The sequence below is a fragment of the Asanoa sp. NPDC049475 genome (genome assembly GCF_040676915.1).
Classification (GTDB): domain Bacteria; phylum Actinomycetota; class Actinomycetes; order Mycobacteriales; family Micromonosporaceae; genus Asanoa.
The window spans coordinates 164,230-183,208 of sequence record NZ_JBFAPY010000009.1 but is presented as its reverse complement, the minus strand read 5'-3'; the positions used below and the strand labels follow the sequence as shown (position 1 = coordinate 183,208).

Annotated in this window: 17 protein-coding genes; 10 read left to right on the top strand and 7 right to left on the bottom strand. The window is 71.2% G+C overall.

Going from position 1 to position 18,979, the window contains the following annotated elements; translation table 11 throughout:
• Window positions 1-11: 11 nt before the first annotated feature.
• From lpdA to AB0J88_RS32900, 3 genes are all read left to right on the top strand, one after another.
• Window positions 12-1,400 carry a dihydrolipoyl dehydrogenase gene (lpdA, locus tag AB0J88_RS32910; RefSeq protein WP_364357035.1) on the top strand — a complete coding sequence of 463 codons (1,389 nt, stop codon included), beginning with the start codon at window positions 12-14 and terminating at the stop codon, window positions 1,398-1,400.
• A gap of 91 nt (window positions 1,401-1,491) precedes the next feature.
• A complete protein-coding gene (gene pulA / locus AB0J88_RS32905) occupies window positions 1,492-4,485 on the top strand; it encodes a pullulanase-type alpha-1,6-glucosidase (protein WP_364357038.1) in 2,994 nt (997 codons plus the stop codon).
• 340 nt (window positions 4,486-4,825) lie between these two features.
• On the top strand, window positions 4,826-6,166 hold the full coding sequence (locus tag AB0J88_RS32900; protein WP_364357041.1) for an MFS transporter: 1,341 nt from the start codon (window positions 4,826-4,828) through the stop codon (window positions 6,164-6,166).
• Between the two features lie 312 nt (window positions 6,167-6,478).
• Here the strand turns inward: AB0J88_RS32900 and AB0J88_RS32895 are convergent, their stop codons facing one another.
• The 3 genes from AB0J88_RS32895 to AB0J88_RS32885 form a co-directional block, all read right to left on the bottom strand.
• A complete protein-coding gene (locus AB0J88_RS32895; RefSeq protein ID WP_364357044.1) occupies window positions 6,479-7,843 on the bottom strand; it encodes a glycoside hydrolase family 43 protein in 1,365 nt (454 codons plus the stop codon).
• 495 nt (window positions 7,844-8,338) lie between these two features.
• Window positions 8,339-8,983, bottom strand: coding sequence for a M15 family metallopeptidase (locus tag AB0J88_RS32890; RefSeq protein ID WP_364357047.1), 645 nt, complete (start codon window positions 8,981-8,983; stop codon window positions 8,339-8,341).
• Entirely contained in the window at window positions 8,980-10,092 is a 1,113-nt protein-coding gene (locus AB0J88_RS32885; protein WP_364357050.1) for an acyltransferase, read from the bottom strand. Before AB0J88_RS32885 ends, AB0J88_RS32890 begins: the two co-directional genes overlap by 4 nt.
• A gap of 143 nt (window positions 10,093-10,235) precedes the next feature.
• Here AB0J88_RS32885 and AB0J88_RS32880 point away from each other — a divergent pair, with 143 nt between their 5' ends.
• The 5 genes from AB0J88_RS32880 to budA all read left to right on the top strand — a co-directional run bounded on the left by AB0J88_RS32880 (window position 10,236) and on the right by budA (window position 13,243).
• Entirely contained in the window at window positions 10,236-11,276 is a 1,041-nt protein-coding gene (locus AB0J88_RS32880) for a LacI family DNA-binding transcriptional regulator (RefSeq protein WP_364357053.1), read from the top strand.
• Between the two features lie 67 nt (window positions 11,277-11,343).
• On the top strand, window positions 11,344-11,520 hold the full coding sequence (locus AB0J88_RS32875) for a hypothetical protein (protein ID WP_364357056.1): 177 nt from the start codon (window positions 11,344-11,346) through the stop codon (window positions 11,518-11,520).
• Window positions 11,520-12,059, top strand: a complete 540-nt coding sequence (locus AB0J88_RS32870) for an NUDIX domain-containing protein (RefSeq protein ID WP_364357409.1) — start codon at window positions 11,520-11,522, stop codon at window positions 12,057-12,059. Before AB0J88_RS32875 ends, AB0J88_RS32870 begins: the two co-directional genes overlap by 1 nt.
• Window positions 12,044-12,421 (top strand): DinB family protein, encoded by a 378-nt coding sequence (locus tag AB0J88_RS32865; protein ID WP_364357059.1) that lies wholly within the window; start codon window positions 12,044-12,046, stop codon window positions 12,419-12,421. Before AB0J88_RS32870 ends, AB0J88_RS32865 begins: the two co-directional genes overlap by 16 nt.
• A gap of 51 nt (window positions 12,422-12,472) precedes the next feature.
• A complete protein-coding gene (gene budA, locus AB0J88_RS32860) occupies window positions 12,473-13,243 on the top strand; it encodes an acetolactate decarboxylase (protein WP_364357062.1) in 771 nt (256 codons plus the stop codon).
• Here budA and AB0J88_RS32855 read toward each other — a convergent pair.
• From AB0J88_RS32855 to AB0J88_RS32845, 3 genes are read right to left on the bottom strand one after another with little or no spacing between them, the layout of a single operon-like run.
• Window positions 13,240-14,145, bottom strand: a complete 906-nt coding sequence (locus AB0J88_RS32855) for an RNA polymerase subunit sigma-70 (protein ID WP_364357065.1) — start codon at window positions 14,143-14,145, stop codon at window positions 13,240-13,242. The two genes, budA and AB0J88_RS32855, sit on opposite strands and share 4 nt — an antisense overlap.
• A gap of 2 nt (window positions 14,146-14,147) precedes the next feature.
• Window positions 14,148-14,996: an alpha/beta hydrolase gene (locus AB0J88_RS32850; protein WP_364357412.1), complete on the bottom strand. Its 849-nt coding sequence runs from the start codon at window positions 14,994-14,996 to the stop codon at window positions 14,148-14,150.
• On the bottom strand, window positions 14,917-16,266 hold the full coding sequence (locus tag AB0J88_RS32845) for an MFS transporter (protein WP_364357068.1): 1,350 nt from the start codon (window positions 16,264-16,266) through the stop codon (window positions 14,917-14,919). The genes AB0J88_RS32850 and AB0J88_RS32845 overlap by 80 nt, the downstream gene beginning before the upstream one ends.
• 66 nt (window positions 16,267-16,332) lie before the next feature.
• Between AB0J88_RS32845 and AB0J88_RS32840 the strand changes: the two genes are divergently transcribed.
• A complete protein-coding gene (locus AB0J88_RS32840; protein WP_364357071.1) occupies window positions 16,333-17,322 on the top strand; it encodes a DUF5937 family protein in 990 nt (329 codons plus the stop codon).
• A 94-nt stretch (window positions 17,323-17,416) separates the two neighbouring features.
• On the opposite strand, the gene AB0J88_RS32835 is transcribed toward AB0J88_RS32840, so the two are convergent.
• Entirely contained in the window at window positions 17,417-17,695 is a 279-nt protein-coding gene (locus AB0J88_RS32835) for a PLDc N-terminal domain-containing protein (protein ID WP_364357074.1), read from the bottom strand.
• Window positions 17,696-17,754: 59 nt separating this feature from the next.
• Between AB0J88_RS32835 and AB0J88_RS32830 the strand changes: the two genes are divergently transcribed.
• Window positions 17,755-18,975: an amidase gene (locus tag AB0J88_RS32830; RefSeq protein ID WP_364357077.1), complete on the top strand. Its 1,221-nt coding sequence runs from the start codon at window positions 17,755-17,757 to the stop codon at window positions 18,973-18,975.
• The last annotated feature ends 4 nt before the right edge of the window (window positions 18,976-18,979 follow it).

Below are 18,979 nucleotides of genomic sequence, written 5' to 3'. Positions count from 1 at the left end.
GGCTTGCCACTATGACTGAGCATTTCGATCTCGTCGTTCTCGGCGCGGGCCCGGGCGGCTACACCGCCGCGGTCCGTGGCGCCCAACTCGGCCTGCGGACCGCGGTCGTCGAGGAGCGCTACTGGGGCGGCGTGTGTCTCAACGTGGGCTGCATCCCCTCGAAGGCGCTGCTGCGCAACGCGGAGCTCAACCACCTCTTCACGACCGAGCGCAAGACGTTCGGCATCAACGTGACCGGTGAGGTGACCTTCGACTACGGCGCGGCGTTCACGCGCAGCCGCAAGGTCGCTGACGGGCGCGTGCGCGGCGTGCACTACCTCATGAAAAAGAACAACATCACCGAGATCAACGGCCGCGGCACCTTCGTCGACGCGCACACGCTGGCCATCGGCGACCAGACCGTGACGTTCGACAACTGCATCATCGCGACCGGCGCCTCGACCCGACTGATCCCCGGCACCGAACTGTCCGACCGGGTGGTCACGTACGAGGAGCAGATCCTGAGCTCTGAGCTGCCGTCGTCGATCGTGATCGCGGGCGCGGGCGCGATCGGGGTCGAGTTCGCTTACGTGCTGCACAACTACGGCGTCAAGGTCACCATCGTGGAGTTCCTCGACCGGATGCTGCCGCTGGAGGACGAGGAGGTCTCGGCGGAGCTGCTCAAGCGCTACAAGCGGCTGGGCGTCGAGGTGCTGGTCTCCACCCGGGTGGAGTCGGTGTCGGAGTCCGCTGATGGCGTCAAAGTGACCGTGTCGAGCACCGAGGGGCAGACGCGGGTGCTCGAGGCCGACAAGCTGATGCAGGCGATCGGCTTCCAACCCAACGTCACCGGCTACGGGCTGGAGAACACCGGCGTGTCGCTCACCGATCGCGGTGCGATCGCGGTCGACGCGCGCGGGCGCACCAACGTGTCCGGGATCTATGCCATCGGTGACGTGACCGCCAAGCTGATGCTCGCGCACGCCGCCGAGAGCATGGGCATCATCGCCGCCGAGACGATCGCCAACGCGGAGACCATGGAGCTCGACTTCGTGATGATCCCGCGGGCGACGTTCTGCCAGCCGCAGGTGGCCAGCTTCGGCTACACGGAGGCGCAGGCGCTGGCCGCGGGCTACGACGTGCAGGTCGCGAAGTTCCCCTTCACCGCCAACGGCAAGTCGAACGGCCTCGGCGACACGGTCGGCTTCGTCAAGATCCTCTCGGACGCCAAGTACGGGGAGCTGCTCGGCGCGCATCTGATCGGGCCTGAGGTGACCGAGTTGCTGCCGGAGCTGACGCTGGCGCAGCAGTGGGATCTGACCGTGCACGAGGTCGGGCGGAATGTCCATTCCCACCCAACGCTGAGCGAGGCGGTCAAGGAGGCCATCCACGGTCTCGCGGGGCACATGATCAATATGTGAGGCGCTTTTCCCGCGACTCGCCGGCAGCGGGTTGACGCAGCGTCGCCGGACGACTCCAATGCGAGGAGCTTCGATGCTTCTTGGAGGTCCGATGCGTGCGAGGTTGCTGCTCTTCGTTGTGCTCGGCCTGGTGGCGTCCATGGTCGGCGCTCCGGCCTTCGCCGATCACACGCCGCTGCCGTCGCAGGTCACGCTGGTCGGGTCGCTCCAGTCCGAGCTGGGCTGTCCCGGCGACTGGCAGCCGGAGTGTGCGCAGACCGCGCTCGCTCCGGTGGCCGGCTCGCCGGGCCTGTTCCGTTCGTCGTTCCCCGTGCCGGCGGGTGCTTTCGAATACAAGGTGGCGCTCAACGGGTCGTGGGACGAGAACTACGGTGCCGGCGGGGCGCCCGGTGGGGCCAACATCCTGCTGACCGCGCCGGGTGGTCTGCTGACCTTCACCTATGACCACGCGACGCACCGGATCGTCGACGACGCGCCGCGCGCCCTGGGGGCCGAGTCGGCGGCCCACTGGGTGCGGCGTGACCTGATCGCCTGGCAGCCGCCGGCGTCGGCGGTGCGCTTCGCGCTCTACGCCGCGCCGTCGGGCGGGATGACCGTCGTCGACGGAGCGGTGGTCGGTGGTTCCGCTCATCCATTGGGGATACGCGCGGCCGGGTTGCCTGACGGCGTACGGCGGGACTTTCCCCACCTGGCATCCATGCGCGCGCTGACGGTGCCGTCCTCGGTGCCGGCCGCGGCGGTCCTGACCGGGCAGGTCGCGGTGGCGGCATTCGACGCCTCGGGTGCGTTGGTCGACGCGACGGGAGTGCAGATCCCGGGCGTGTTGGACGACCTCTATCGCGGGGCCGCGTCGCGGACCCTCGGAGTCACGTGGTCCTCGCGCGGGGTCCCGTCGTTCGCGTTGTGGGCGCCGACGGCGCAGTCGGTGTCCCTGCTGGTCGACGGGGTCGCGGCGCCGGTCCCGATGCGGCGCGACCGCGACGGCGTCTGGTCGGCTTCGGGCTCGCGATCGTGGCGCGGGTCGTCCTACGTCTACTCGGTCCGGGTCTTCGCACCGACCACCGGCCGTGTGGAGACCAACGTCGTCACGGACCCGTACTCGGTCGCGCTGACCGCCGACTCCACCCGCTCCGTGCTGGCGTCGCTGTCGGATCCGTCGCTGGCCCCAGCCGGGTGGGCCACGTTGCGCAAGCCGGCCGCGTCCCCGTCGACGGAGTCCCACGTCTACGAGCTGCACGTGCGCGACTTCTCGATCGGCGATACCTCCGTGCCGGCCGCGCAACGCGGCACCTACGCGGCGTTCACGTCCCGGTCGAGCGCCGGGATGCGGCACCTGCGCTCGTTGGCCTCGGCCGGCGTGAGCCACCTGCACCTGCTGCCGGTGTTCGACTTCGCGACCGTGCCGGAAGTGCGTGCCGATCAGCAGGTGCCGGGCTGCGACCTGGCCGCGCTGCCGCCCGCGTCCGAGCAGCAGCAGGCGTGCGTCGAGCCGGTCCGTCCGACCGACGGGTTCAACTGGGGCTACGACCCGTGGCATTTCACGACGCCCGAGGGCTCCTATGCGGTCGATCCCTCCGGCGCCGCGCGCACCCGGGAGTTCCGTTCGATGGTCGCCGGCATCAACGGCGCGGGGCTGCGGGTCGTGATGGACGTGGTCTACAACCACACCACGGCGTCCGGCCAGGCGCCCAAGTCGGTGCTGGACCGGATCGTGCCCGGCTACTACCAGCGGCTCACCCTCACCGGGCAGCAGGAGACGTCGACCTGCTGCGCCAACACGGCGACCGAGCACCGGATGATGGAAAAGCTGATGGTCGACTCGCTGGTCACCTGGGCGCGGGACTACAAGGTCGACGGCTTCCGCTTCGACCTGATGGGCCACCACTCCAAGGCCAACATGCTCGCGGTGCGCCGCGCCCTCGACCGGCTCACGTTGTCGCGAGACGGCGTCGACGGCCGGTCGATCCTGCTCTACGGCGAGGGCTGGAACTTCGGCGAGGTGGCCAACGACGCCCGCTTCGTGCAGGCGACCCAGGCCAACATGGCGGGCACGGGCATCGCCACCTTCTCGGACCGACTACGCGACGCGGTCCGCGGCGGCGGCCCGTTCGACGAGAACCCGCGCATCCAGGGCTTCGGCTCGGGCCTCTACACGGACCCGAACGGCGACCCGGTCAACGGCAGTCCCGACTCGCAACTTTCGCGTTTGTTGCTGGCGCAGGACCAGATCAAGGTGGGCCTGGCCGGCAACCTTCGCTCGTACCGGTTCACGTCGCGCACCGGTGCGGTGGTCACCGGGGCGGGGGTCGACTACAACGGCCAGCCGGCAGGCTATGCGGCGTCACCGGCCGACACGGTGACCTATGTGGACGCCCACGACAACGAGACACTCTTCGACAACCTGCAGTACAAGCTGCCCCAGTCCCTGCCGATGGCCGACCGGGTCAGAATGAACACCCTGTCCCTGGCGACGACCACGCTGTCGCAGGGAGTCGGCTTCTGGCACGCGGGCACCGACCTGTTGCGCTCGAAGTCCCTGGACCGCAACTCGTACGACTCGGGCGACTGGTTCAACCGCATCGACTGGTCGGGCACGTCGTCGACCTGGGGTTCGGGACTGCCACCGCGTGGCGACAACGAGGCCAAGTGGTCCTACATGCGGCCGCTGCTGGCGGACCCGGCCATGAAGCCTTCCCCGTCCGACATCGCGGCAGCCTCATCGCTCGCCGCGGAGTTCCTGCGGATCGCTGGTTCGTCGCCGCTGTTCGCCCTGCCGTCCGCTGCCGAGATCCAACGACGGGTCAGTTTCCCGGTGGGCGGCCCAAGCCAGACGCCGGGCGTGATCGTCATGGTCCTGGACGACACGAAAGGCAAAGACCTCGACGGCCGATGGGAACGCCTCGTGGTGGTCTTCAACGCGACCCCAACCGCGACGACGCAGGTGGTCCCGGGCGCAGCAGGCCGCCCGTACACCCTGCACCCGGTGCAGGCGAACGGCACCGACCCGATCGTGAAGTCGGCCCACTACACAGGCGGCGGCACCTTCACGGTCCCGGCACGCTCGGTGGCGGTGTTCGTGTCGTAGCCTCGGCCCCGTGCCCGCATCGCCCTTGCTACATGTGACCTGGCCGGCCTTCGCGGCCGAGCTCGCGACTGCGCTCGACGAGCATGGCCTGAAGGACAAGGTGGGGCGGCTGCGCGTGGTCGAGGTGTGCGACTGCGGCGACGACTATTCTGCAGGGCAGCCAGACCTATGTGCCGGCGATCCCCTTCGGGACGATTCGCTGGCTCACGTCTCGGCCGAGGCAGCGGGACATGCTGTCGGCCGTCAGCGGATTTGGTCCGTGCGGACCTCGGCCGTCCGGCGTCTGCCCTGCTAGATAACTCGCTCGCGAATTGTCGTACCCCCTCGGCACACTGACCCCATGCTCCGCGACGTCCTGCCACAACGACCCGAGGCCCGGCGGTTGCTGGCCGCCACCTTCTTCTCGGCCACCGGTCGCGGCTTGACGCTGCCGTTCATGTTCATTTACCTGACCGAGGTGCGCCACGTGCCGTCCGGCACCGCTGGTCTGGTCATCGGCTGGATGGCCGTGTGCGCGCTGACCATCGGCCCGCTCGGCGGCTGGGCGGTCGACCGCTACGGCGCCCGGCGCATCGTGTTGCCGATGCTCCTGGTCGAAGCGGCCGGCGTCGGCAGCGTCGGCTTCGCACACACGGCCTGGCAGGCGCTCCTGTCGGTCACCCTGATCGGCGCGGGCGGCGGCGTGATCTGGGCGGCCAACACCACGATCCTGTCCTCGGTCACCGACGGCGTCGAGCGGCAGAAGACCTTCGGCCTGAGCTTCGCCCTGCTCAACCTTGGCATCGGCGCCGGCACGGTGATCGCGGGCGCGATCGTCGACCTGGACCGCCCTGGCACGTTCCAGCTCATCTACCTGATCGACGCGGCCCTCTACCTGGTCCCGTTCGTCAACCTGCTGACCATGCCCGGCGTCGGCCGCCGCCTGGCCCCCGACAGCGCCGACACCACGCGGACGCAACAGCGCCAACCGGGCTACCGAGAGGTCTTCGCCCACCGAGGCTTCCGCCGGCTGCTGCTGTTCAGCATCGTGCTCACGATCAGCGGCTACGCCCAGATCGAAGTCGGCTTCACCGCCTTCTCGATCGACGTGGCCCACGTGGGCCCACAGGTCGTCGCCTACGCCTTCACCGCCAACACGCTGGTCATCGTCCTGTCCCAACTCTTCGTGGTGCGCCTGATCCAGGGCCGCAGCCGCACCCGCCTGCTGTCACTGGTCGGCGCCATCATGGCCGCCTCCTGGCTGATCCTCGCCGCCGCGGGAGCGGTCGACGACCGCAACAAGGCAGTCGCGGTCGTGGCGGTCATCGCGTGTGCGGCAGTCTTCGCCTTCGGCGAAACCCTGCTGTCCCCGATCAGCCCGACACTGCTGAACTCGCTGGCAACAGACGAACTACGCGGCCGCTTCAACGCCCTGGGCTCCATGGTCTGGGGCATCAGCGGCATCGTCGGCCCGATCACCGCAGCACCACTGATCGGCGGCGGCCACAGCTCGATATGGCTAGCGCTAACAATCGCGGGCTGCCTAACAGCAGCGGTGCTGGCAGCCTCCCTACGCAAGGTCATCACCGCAGACCAGGACGGCCGCGTCCCGCCGGCAACCCCGCCTGAGCCCGCCGCCGCGGCGGCCTCAGCCGAGGTCGAAACCCCGATCACCACGTCCTCCGGGGCCGGCAAGGCTTAGGTTCGACCCGGGCCGGCGCATCCGGGCGGGTTTAGATCGAAGCCCCAGCCGAGCACCAGATTGCGACCCCGTCCGCCCTGCCGCCGCGCCCGCGTGACGGTGCGTCCAACCAAGGTGGCCCGGATCCGGTCCGCAGCGCCCCGCAGTTCGAGGCGTACCTGATCTACGGGTGCACCGGTAGCGAGGTCGAAGGGCGACCGACGATCGGCCCGGACGGCATAAGGGTCTGGCCTTTGCTGCCCGGGCGGTAGGTGGGGTGCCCGCTGCCCGACGGCGACCCGCACGACGCCGCCGGGTCCACGCCCTCCAGCGTCAGGAAGTGACCCGGAACGTCGCGTCCTGGCGTTCGGTCGCCGTGCTGATCGGGTCGATTCGTAGCAGATAGTTGTAGTGCCGTAGATAGCGCGTCGGCACGTTGTAAGAGCGGAACGATGACCAGGCCGCGTCGGCCAGCCCGGCGACCCGGTAGAAGGTGGCGTCAGCTCGGAAGGTTGCTGTGTTGTCGTTGGCGTCGAGGCGGATCTCGTAGTTGTAGTGCCGCAGGTACGACCCCGGGTAGTTGACCGACTCGAAGGACACCCCGGTCGAGTCGGCCAGGCCGGCGACCATGCGCCACATCTGGTCCTGGTACGGGTCGAACGGGTACGGGTCGAGCCGGCCGATTCGGTTCGCGTGCCGCACGTACCGGTCCGGGAAGTTCGACGACTTGAGCCGCACCCAGGCCGGTGTGCCCCACCGGGAGACCGCACCTGCGTACTCTGTGGCGCTGATGCCGATGATCGAGCCGTGTTTGGCGTTCAGCGGCGGCGTGTAGTCCCGCTGGTTCATCACCGACCACGAACCGCCGCCGATGTTGCTTGTCGACCAGGCGTAGTAGTCGTTGTTGATCGGCCCGAACGAGTCGCCCCACAGCCGCCAGCCGCCGTCGTTGGCCTTCAGCAGCAGCGGCGCCTCGATCGCCGTGCCTTGCCGCAACCCGCCCGTGTACGTGCTGAAGCTGTTCGGAGCCCCGGTGGAGGAGCGCGCACCATACAGATAGCCGTCGTTGAGGTTCTTGTAATAGAGGTAGGTCGTGGCGCCGTCGACGACGATGTCGCCGTCCAGCACGCCGAAACCAGGGTTGAAGAAGATCGAAGGCGCGCTCACCGTACGGAAGTCCGAGGTGTAGTTGACCATGAACAGGTCGCGGCCGCCGTTGACCGCGGAGTAGACGATGCCGTACTGGCCGCGCGACGCGTCCCAGAACGCCGTCGGTGCCCACGTGTGCGTCGACAGGGTGTGCATCTGGATGCGCCGGTACCCGGTGAACGCGGTCAGGTTCGTCGAGTCCCAGACGTGTAGGTACTGGTTGTTCAGGCCGAAGTTCGTGCCGTTGAGATCGGTGGCGAGCACGACGAACGTGCCGTCCTGTTTGCGCAGCACGAACGGGTCGCGCAGGCCGAGCGTGCCAGCCGCCGGCGTGACCACCGGGTTGTTCTGGTTGAGCGGCGTCCAGTTCCAGCCGTCCTGGCTCACGGCCAGGTGCAGCCCGTAGTTGGCGCCCTGCATCTGCGGCGACTCGGTGAAATAGGCCATCAGGTACGCGGTGTTGGCCGCGAGCGCCGCGCGCGGCAGGGCGAACATTCCGGCCGCGGCGGCCAGTGTGCCGGCGGTGAACGCACGTCGGGTCAGGGACATCAGAATCACCAATCTTCCGGCGGTACGAGGCATGTGAGCGCTAACACCGCCGCGCGCGCAACAGTGTCCAGCGCAGCAGCATTGATCCGATGTGGGGTCCCTGCGCCACCCGGTTAGCGCTCACATCGATATCCGCAGATTGCCAGATCGGCCCGGCCACTTCAAGACGACGGCGAAGCCAGGTTTTGTCGTACCCGGCCGCTACGGTTCCCCCGTTCGCGACGCACCAGGACGGACGAAGATCGCGCGACGCACCAGGAAGGACGGACCTCGGGCGAGTGCCGGGACGGGCGCAGATCGGGTGACGCACCAGGAGGGAGCGCGATCGGGCGAGTGCCAGGAACGAGCGAGACTCGGGCGAGTGCCAGGAGCGAGATCAGGCGAGGCACGAGGAACGACAGACCGAGATCGGGCGACGCACCAGGAACAGCGAGATCGGGCGAGTGCCAGGAAGGAGGGGAGCGGGCGACGTATGTGGAACGAGGGGGATCGGGCTCAGCCCAGGTCGACCGGGCCGTAGCGGGTCCGGTCCGCGCCGGTGCCGAGAGCCCAGTACCGGTCCCCGTACGACCAATGCCACCACTCGGTGGGATAGTTCGCGAACCCGGCCGACCGCAAAGCCGCCCCCAACACAAACCGGTTGCGCCGGGCCGCGGCCGAGATGTGCGCCGCGGCCGTGAAGCACGCGTTGCCACTCGCGACCGGGCTGTCGTTGACGGCGGTGCCCATGTCGAGCTCACGCCCGTCCGGCCCGACCAGCGTCAGGTCGACCGTGCCACCGGTGCTGTGCGGCGCCACCGACGGAGGGGAGACATACTTGCTCGCCTCGACATAGACCCGTTCCTCGTCCCACGAGGGATACCGGGACCGCAGCTCCGACTGGTAGTCACCGAAGTACTCGCGCTGCAGGCGCAACGGCCGATAAGCCTCCACGATCAGCAACCGCAGGCCGGCCGGCAGCGACCGCTGCGCCGCGAGGAGGCGGGACACCGCGCCCGATCGCATGTGGGCGTACGCGCCGGCCGGGTCGGCCAGCCGGTCGTCCACGCGGAGCTCGTCCACGCCACGCAGGTCGACCATCGCCTCACCGGTGTCGAAGACCGGCACTGCGGCCACCCGTGGGTCGGAGATCAGGATCATGCGGACGCTCCTAGACGTCGAGAAGGAAGGGCGAACATCCACCGGGCACCGACCAGGGTCAGTCCACGATGGATGCCCAGCGAGAGAACGATCACCACCAGCGTCGCGACCACCGGATAGCCCACGGCGACCAAGAACTGAGCGCCGTCACCGAGGGAGGAGAGAGGCCCGACCAGCAGACCGTGCAGCACCGCCAGCACCGGCATGTGGATCACGTAGATCGGCAGCGTGATCCGGCCCAGCCGCCCCAGCCGCGCACCGAGCGTGGGACGCGCGGCCACCAGCCGGGCAGCCGCGGTCACCCCGAACGCCACCGCCACCGCGGACACGACGAGCCATACCCCGAACCACTCCTGCGCGCCGAGCGCGGCCATCACGGCGAGGGCGACCGCGTACGCCAAGCCCGTGAGAACCAGCCGGCGCCGGGTCGCGGACGCCGCCAACCGCGAGACGAAGGGCCGGAAATGCAGGCCCGCCAGGAAGAACACCAGGTTCTGGTAGACGCCGCCGCGGTCACCCGGGGTGGGCAGAAAGCTGACGGCGGCGGACAGCACCGCCGCCGGCACCAGCACCGCGGCCACCGGCAGCCGCCGCACCGCCTTGGCGAAGGCGAAGTAGAGCGCGAGCGCGTACAGGTACCAGAGGTTCGACGGCGTGATGGTCAACTGCGTCAGCAGACCCAGCGGCGACCGTGCCCGCTCGGTCGGGAAGGAGACGGGCACGAGGGCCAGCACGGCGGTGTGCACGAGCAGCCACACCGCGTACAGGTAAAGGAACGTGGCGATCCGCCCGCGGGCGACCACCCGCCACGGCCGCACGAGGGCACCGGTCGCGAAGAAGCCCGAGATCGTGAAGAACAGCGGCATCCGCAGCGGCAGCAACTGCTCGCCCAGTGTCCCCCACACCCCGGGCACGGGCAGGCCGATGTGCCAGTCGACCAGCAGGTAGTCCTTGACGACCACGTGCCACAGCACGACCAGGATGATGCAGACACCCTTGGCCGCGTCCGCCCACGCGAGCCGTGGCGACGACCCGCCGGCCGCCCACGACGAGGCCCAGACGGTGCGGGCTCCAGCGCGGGTGAGCAGGCGCGGCGACGGCGTTTCCACAGGTCAGACGGTGACACCCGCGTGTCCGCGATCGATCCACGGGATGTCACGGGCACGTAATGACGCCGCGTGACGACGGCCACACCGGCACCCGGGCGGTGGATGCCGCATCGATCGCTGGCTGTGGCACCCTGGTCACACCTATGACTGAGCTGCCCGGCGGTGTGCGGATCAAGGACGTGGCCGCGGCGGCCGGCGTCTCGGTCGGCACTGTGTCCAATGTGCTCAATCGACCGCATCTGGTCGCACTGCCGACCCGCCGCCGGGTGAGCGCCGTCATCTCCAAGCTCGGCTTCGTGCGCAGCGAGTCGGCCCGCCAGCTCCGCGCCGGCTCCAGCCGGACCGTCGCCATGCTCGTGCTCGACGTGGCCAACCCCTATCTGACCGACGTCGTGCGCGGTGTCGAGGACGAGGTAGCCGCCGCCGGGCTCGTGGTCATGCTGGCGGGCAGCGGTGGGCTCCTCGGCCGGGAGCAGCGCTACCTGGAGATGTTCCAGCAGCAGCGCGTACGCGGCCTGCTGTGGAACCCGACCAACCTCGCGCCGCCGGGGACCGACGCGTTCGACCGGCTCGGCATCCCGATCGTCTTCCTCGACCGGCACCTGGAGCGCACCCACTCGAACGTCGCCGTCGACGACGTGGCCGGCGGCCGGATCGCGGCCGAGCACCTGCTCGCGCGCGGCCATCGGCGCATCGCGGTCGTCGGCGGCCCGGCCACCCTGGCACAGATGGAGGACCGGCGGGACGGCGCGTACGAGGCGATCCGCCGGGTCTCCGACGGCGCCACGTCGTTCCTGTCGATCCCGACGCCCGACCTGACCCTGCGCTCCGGCCGCGGCGCCGCCGAGCACCTCCTGGCCATGCACCCCACCAGCCGGCCCACGGGGGTCTTCGCCGCCAACGACCTGGTCGCCATCGGGCTGCTCCAAGGCCTGCTCGCGCACGGCGTCCGGGTGCCCGAGGAGGTGGCCATCGTCGGCTACGACGACATGGAGTTCGCCGCCGCGGCGGCGGTCCCGCTGACCTCCGTGCGCGCGCCCCGCGCCGACCTCGGCCGGCACGCGGCCCGCCTGCTGCTCGAGGAGATCGCCGAACGCGAGAACGGCACGCCGGTCACGGCCCGGCACCTGCGCTTCGAGCCGAGCCTCGTGCCCCGCGCCTCGACCGCCCGTCATCACTGCTAAGGCACCGCACCGCGGCCCTTGACGGTGCGGGGGCGGCGGTCGATGCTTCGTGATGATGGACGGCGAGGTGACTGTCGACGCGGCGACGCACGACGGGTCGCCGCTGCCGAGCGACGCCGAGGGTGGGTCGGTGACCCTCGACGCCGAGCCGGCCGGCCGCAGGATGGGCCGCGGCCTCCAGGGCCTGCTGCCGGCCGGAGCCAATCCGGGCAAGTCACCCCGCACGCGTACGATTCCGGGGTGATGTCCCGTGCGCACGTCGCCGAAGTGGTCGCCGCCTATCTCGCCCGGCACCCGACCGAGGCCCCCCGGCTGGCACCGTTGACCGACGCCCAGGCCGACGTCGACATCGTCTCGCGAAAGACCTTCGTGCCCGGCCACCTGACCGCCTCCGCCGTCGTGCTCGACCCGGCCGGACGGATGCTGCACATCCGCCACAACGTGTTCAACAGATGGCTCCAGCCCGGCGGCCACCTCGAGCCCGAAGACACGACGCTGCTCGGCGCCGCCCGCCGGGAGGTCGAGGAGGAGACCGGCATCCCGGGAACGCTGCTGAGCCTGGCCGACGAGACGCCGTGTGACATCGGGGTGCACGCCATCGCCGCCAACCCGGCCCGCTACGAGGACGCGCACCACCACTTCGACGTCCGCTACCTCTTCACGACGGTCGCCGAGCCGGCCACCCGCATGCGGTCCGACGAGGTCCACGGCATCGCCTGGCTGCCACCGGACGAGGTGGCGGTCGACTTCCGGGAGAAGGTGCGGGCGTGGGTGACGCGCTGACCGGGTTGTTCCGGGACCTCGCCGTCAACTTCCACACCCGGGTGAGCACCTTCTTCGCCTCCAATGAGGACGGTGCCGACATGTTCGATCCGAGGCACGTTCCCGACGACCTGCCGGCGACGGCGGCCGGGGAGCTGGCCTTCCTCGACGACGCCTACGGCCGCTGGCACACGGCCGTCGCGGCGCTCGGCCCGGACGACCTGGCCCGCCCGCTCGGCCCGCGCGGCGCCTATTTCGCCGCCGAGCCGATGGCCGCCCTGATCGTCCACGTCAACCGCGAGACCATGCACCACGGCGGCGAGATCGGCGTCCTGCGCGACCTCTACCGCAGCGGGTGGTGTCGGCAGGACCGCACGGGGTAGGCGGTGTGGGACCGGTCCGAGAATCCGGACACGAGTCCCAGAGGTGACCTGATGGACAGCGAAGCATACGACCGGTTCCGGGCGTGGGGCCGCGCGATGATCCACGCCGGGCATGCCGACGAGCTCTACCAGACGTCGACGATGGGCGCGCTGCTGGACGGGCTCTACGACGGCGACGTGACGATCGCCGAGCTTCTGCGGCACGGCAACTTCGGGCTCGGCACCTTCAACCACCTCGACGGCGAGATGGTCGTGCTCGACGGTGCCTGCCACCACCTGCGGGCCGACGGCAGCGCGCGGCTCGCCGAGCCCACCGACCTGACGCCGTTCGCCGCGGTCACCTGGTTCCGGCCGGAGGCCACGCTGCGGATCACCGCCCCGGTCGACCGCAAGGACCTGCTGGACCGGATCGACCGGGCGTTGCCCACCACCAACCTGCCGGCCGCCGTCCGGGTCACCGGCCACTTCCGCGGCGTCGAGCCCCGCACGGTGATGGAGCAGACGCCGCCGTACCCGCCGCTGACGAAGGCCACCGAGGGCCAGGCGGTCACCACCTTCCGCGACCTCGACGGCGACCTGGCCGGCTTCCGTTCGCCGGCGTACGAGCAGGGCATCACGGTGCCGGGCTACCACCTGCACTTCGTCACCGCGGACCGCGACCACGGCGGCCACGACCTCGACTTCACCCTGGAGGAGGGGGAGGTGCGGGTGGCCACCGAGGCCGAGCTCCACCTGAGCCTGCCGCGCACCGCCGCCTTCGCGAACGCGAACCTCTCACCGGACAACATCGCCGGCCAGATCCGCCAGACCGAGGGAGGCTAGGCCGGCGACACCGCAGGATAGCCGAAGCGAGCGACGTGGTCAGCGCCGGTGAACAGGACGATCCCACGCAGCCCGGTCGGCGTCGGCGACAACAGCACCACGCCGAACGCCGCGCCCGCGCGGTAGACCACCACGGCCGGCTGGTCGTTGGCGGTCACCGGGAACATCTCCCACTCGCCGGGCTCGCCGAGCACCGACCCCAGATAAGGCACACAGACGGCCTTGCCGGCGAACCAGGTGCGCGACGGCACCACCTCGAGCGTGGCATCCTTGCGCAGCGCCGACTCCAGCGCATTCAGGTCGCTGTTGACGAACGCGGCCATATAGGCGTCCAGCTGAGAACGCGCCTCTGGAGAGTCCGGATCGGACAGTGGCTCACCGCGCGCCGCGTCGAGCCGGGCGCGAGCCCGTTGCAGGCTGCTCTTCACCGCCGGCACAGACATGTCCAACATGGACGCTACCTCGGCCGCCGGGAACCCCAGCACCTCGCGCATCAGCAGCACCGCCCGCTGCCGCGGCGGAAGCAGCTGAAGGCTCGCGACCAGCGCCAGGCGCAGGCTCTCCCGCCGCACCACCGTGTCGGCCGGATCGTCGGCGAACGGCTGGAGCCAGGGCACGTCGAGGTCGACCCGGCCGGGCGCGGTCGGGTCGGAGGCGGGCGCGCCGAGGCCCGCGGGCAGCGGACGGCGCGCCCGCTGCCCGAGCGCGGTCAGGCACGCGTTGGTGGCGATGCGGTAGAGCCAGACCCGCACCGACGCCCGCCCCTCGAACCGCTCGGAGCCCTGCCAGGCGCGCAGGAACGTCTCCTGCACCACGTCCTGCGCCTCCTCGGCCGAGCCGAGCATCCGGTAGCAGTGCGCGGTCAGCTCGCGGCGGTACGGCTCCAGCTCTCCCGCATCCATCCTCACAGCTCCAGTCTCGGCCGTACCCAGTCGGCGAACCGCCGGATCGCGTCATCCGCCTCCGGAGCGCGCCCGGCGGCCATCTGGAAGGTGTGCTGCTGCTCCTCGAACACGTCGCGCCGCACCTCCACGCCGAAGTCCCTGGCCCGCTTCTCCAGCATCCGGCTCTCGTCGAGCAGCGTCTCGTCGGCACCCACCTGGATGAACATCGGCGGCAGGCCGGTCAGGTCGGCGAAGAGCGGGTTCACGGAAGGGTCGCGCGGGTCGCGTCCCGCCAGGTACATCGCTGCCAACTCCAGCACGACGTCGCGATAGAAGAACCCGTCGCGCTCGGCGTTGGTGTCGAAGCTATCGCCGCCGACCTCCATGTCCACCCACGGCGAGATCAGCAGCAGCGCGGCCGGCGCCGGCAGGCTCCGTTCGCGGGCGGCCAGCGCGGTGGTCACCGCCAGGCCGCCGCCCGCCGAGTCGCCAGCCAGGACCAGACGATCGAAACCCTGGGAAACCAGCCAGGTGTACGCGTCGAGGGCGTCCTCGAGCTGTGCGGGGTACGGATGTTCCGGCGTGTGTCGTTGGTGCGCGATCAGCGCCGGCGCACCGACCGCCTTGGCGAGATGCCCGTACAGCTTGCGGTGGGTGAACACCGACCCGCTGACGAACCCACCGCCGTGCAGGCAGAGCAGTGCGGCCCGGCCCTCCGAACCGTGCGGCACCAGCCGGAGCCCGTGCTGCACCTCCAGGTAGTCCACCCCGCGCGGCTCCGCCGTCAGGTCACCCCAGTGGTCGTCGGTCTCCCGCGGCTCCGGCTCCGGCGGCGGGTTCAAGCGGTCCCGGGTCCACGTCCGGTACATGCGTTCCACGGCTTTCGACTGTGTGCTGGCCATCGTGGCTCTCCTTCCCTCTGCCGGTATCGACCGCACCGGTGGAGGAAAGGAATCGGCTCTTGGGCACCAACAGCACCGTCGTGACCGTCGTCACACCGGCCAGCGCGACCGCCCAGCGCGGCGCCGTGAGCGAGGCCAGCCCGCCGAACACCGCCGGCCCCACGCCCTGCAGGGTCATCAGCCCGGTGGAGAGCAGACCGAACGCCTGGCCCCGACCCCGCACCGGCACCGCGTCGACGAACGCCCGTTGCAGGCCCAGCGAGTACGCGAACCCCGCGCCGCTGGCGATCATCAGCGCGGAGCACACCAGCAGCGGCGGGTCGAAGGCGAACGCGACGGGTGGCAGGCCGAGCAGCAGCACCAGCGGCCCGACGAGCCGGACCCGCCCGTCCGGCGGCACCAGCCGGCCCACCACGAGATGGCCCACCAGCATGCCCAGGGGCGAGCAGGCCATCAGCAGCCCGACCGCGCCGGCCGGGAAACCGCGGGTCGACGCGTACGCGACCATCAGCGCCTCGGCGCCCACCACGAACGCGGACGGCAGCCATTGCAGCAGCAGCAACCGGCGTACCCACGGGTCGGCCAGCAGCGTGGTGTTGCTCGACCAGCTCTGCCGCACCGTGCCACCGCCGTCGGCCGTGGCCGGCACCGCGGGCAGGTCCGCCAGGCCCAGGCGCACGATCAGCGCGGCCAGCAGGTGGCAGGCGGCCGTGACCAGCAGTGCCCGCTGCGCCCCGAGCGCGGCGATCGCGACGCCGCCGAACGCGAGGCCCAGCAGCTGCGCCCCACCGGAGGCCATGGTGGTCACCGAGCGGCCCAGCACGTACGCGTCGCCGGTCAGCACGTCGGCGACCAGCCGGCTGGAGGCACCCATGAACACCGGCGTGCCGATCGCGACCGCAGCCACCAGCGCCAGCCGCGCCCAGGTGGGCAACGGGACCAGCGCCAGGACCAGCGCGGCGGCGCACTCCGCCCCGAAGCCGGCCACGATCAGCGGGCGCGGCCGGAGCCGGTCGGCCAGCGAGCCGAACAGCGCACCGCCGAGCACCTGTGGCAGGAAACCGATGGCGAACGTGATCGCCGACAGCCAGGCCGAGCCGGTCGCGGTGAAGACCAGCACCGAGAGCGCGACGATCCGCAGCGAGTCGGCGGCGATGGCGATCGACCGGCTGGCGAACAGGACCCGGAAGGCCGGCACCGCGAAGACCTCGCGGTAGGTGGCGGACTGTGTACTCACGGGTGCAGCGTGCGGTGGGCGCCGGTGCGGTGGCCAACGTTACGGCCTAGGCCGTAACGTCGAAGCGTGCTCCGCTACCTCGTCGACCAGACCGACCTGCTGCACAGCCGGTTCGCGCTGTCGCCGAGCTTCGAGCTGGAGAACCTGCTGCGCTGGTTCGACGGCTCCGACCGGCACGGCCCCCGCACCCCCGGCCCGGCCGCCCGGCTGCGGCCCGCGTTCGAGCACCTCCGCCGCACCGACCCGGCCGTGCGGGCGCTGCTCGCGCTGCACCATCCGCACGGCGGGGCCGACTTCGTCGCCCCACCACCGAACAGGGCCGCGCTCCAGACGATCGAGGACGACCTCGAAGTCGTACGTGCGGTGCCCCTGGCTGTGGCCCGCGCCGAGATCGCGGTATGCCTGGCCGCCCGCCCGGCGCAGGACCCCGACGCCCGCGAGATCCTCGCCTCGCCGGACGTCACCGCGCTGCTCGCCGACGGCCTGCGCCGCGCCTGGGACGCCCTGCTCGCCGCCGACTGGCTCCAACTGCGGGCGATCTGCGAGCGCGACATCGTCTACCGCTCGGGCCTGCTGGCCCGGCACGGCTGGTCGGCCGCGCTCGACGGGCTGCACCCGCGGGTGCGCTGGCGCGACGGCGGCATCGAGGTGACCCGGATCGCCGACCGCGAGGTCACGGTCGGCGGGCGGGGCATGACCTTCATCCCGTCGGTGTTCATCTGGCCCAGCATCGCCGCGCACTCCGACGACCCGTGGGATCGCGCGATCATCTACCCGGCGCGCGGCGTCGCCGACTGGTGGGGCGCCCAGCCGGCACCACCGTCGGCCGCGCTGGAGGAGCTCATCGGCCGCACCCGGGCGCGCATCCTGGTCGCGCTGCGCGAGCCGGCCAGCACCACGCAGCTGGCCCGGTCGCTGGCCCTGCCGGTCGGCTCGGCCGGCGACCACCTGCGCGCACTGCGCCGGGCCGGCCTGCTCGACGCGGCCCGCTCGGGCCGCTCGGTGCTCTACCACCGCACGCCCCTGGGCGACCTCCTGGCCGCCGGCGGCGGATGACGCGCCGAGAAGACGCCGAGCTGACCAGCTCGCGCGCTGTCGGGCGGCTTCCCGACCGGGGGTGTTCGTCAAGGACGTGCGGGGCGGGTCGTGCTCAGGGCGTGACGTCGGGGCGCGTGCGCAGGCGGCGGCCCCAGGTCAGGTAGGCGACCGGGCCGACCGGCTGCACGAAGATCGCCGGCCACCAGAGCGCCTTGGGCCCGCGCACCAGGTGCTGCGGGCGGCGCATCAGGTCGAGCGCGGCGGCCGTCGTGCAGACGACCTCGAACGCGGCCAGGCTGACCACGCCGGCCCGGCGGAACGTGCCGAGGCCGGCCCAGAAATCGCGCAGGCCGGCAGCCTGGCTGGGACGCGGGGCGCTGTCGTCGGCCATGTTCCGAACGTACCCCCGGACCGGCCCGGCGACGGGCCGCTCGCGTAGTTTGGTGCCCGATGGCACCTCTCGACCTGGTCGGGCCCCGATCGTTAACCGAACCGCAGCCGCTCTCCGCGTGGCTGGACCGGATCGACACGGTCGACCCGCTGGTGCACGCGTTCCTGCCCGAGCCCGACCGCCGGGCACGCCTGAGCGGCGCTGGCGTACCGCTCGGGGTCAAGGACATCTTCCGGGTCGACGGGTTCGCCACCCGCGCCGGTTCGGCCCTCCCGCCCGAGCTGTTCGACGGTCCCGAGGCGTCGCTGGTGACCCGCCTGCGAGCGGCCGGCTATGTCGTCGCGGGCAAGACGGTGACGGCCGAGTTCGCCAGCGCGGCGCCGGGGCCGACCCGCAACCCGCACGACCCGGCACACACGCCCGGCGGCTCCAGCAGCGGGTCGGCGGCCGCCGTCGCGTCCGGAATGGTGCCGGTCGCACTCGGCTCGCAGACCCTCGGCTCGGTGATCCGACCGGCGGCCTTCTGCGGCGTCGTGGGCTTCCGCCCCACCCACGGCCGGATCCCGGCGGACGGCATGGTGCCGCACTCGCCGTCGCTGGACACGGTCGGCTGGTTCACCGCCGACGTGGCGAGCGCCGCCGAGGTGGCGGCCGTCGCCTGTCCATCATGGACGCTGCTGCGGCCGGCCGGCGCTCCCGTGCTGGGCATCCCCGCACCGGCCTATCTGGCGCGGGCCGGCGCCGAGGCGCGCGCCGCCTTCGACGCACGGGTGACGGCACTGCGGGCGGCCGGCTTCGCCGTGCGGGAGACCGACTTCCTGTCCGATGTGGAGGAAAACGCGGCGCGGTGCGTGGTGCTCAACCGGTTCGAGCTCGCCCGCACCCACGCGGCCTGGTTCCCGAGCTACGGCGATCGCTACCGCCCGCAGACCGCAGCCGCGGTCCGCCAAGGCCTCGCTGTCACAACCCACGACTACGCCGAGGCGACCCGGTGGCGGCGGGAGTTCGTCGCCGCCTTCGAGGACACCGGCGTCGACGTCTGGGTGACCCCGGCCGCACCGGGAACCGCACCGCGCGGCCTCGAGCAGACGGGCAACGCCGCGATGTCGGTGCCGTTCAGCGTGCTGGGAGCGCCGGCGCTGAGCGTTCCCGCGGGCCACGACGACCATGGGCTCCCCTGGGGGATGCAGCTGGTTGGAGCGCGCGACGCCGACGAGCACCTGCTCGCCTGGGCCGCGACGATCGCACCGGTGGTCGGAGCCGCCGCCGCACGGCGCTAGATTG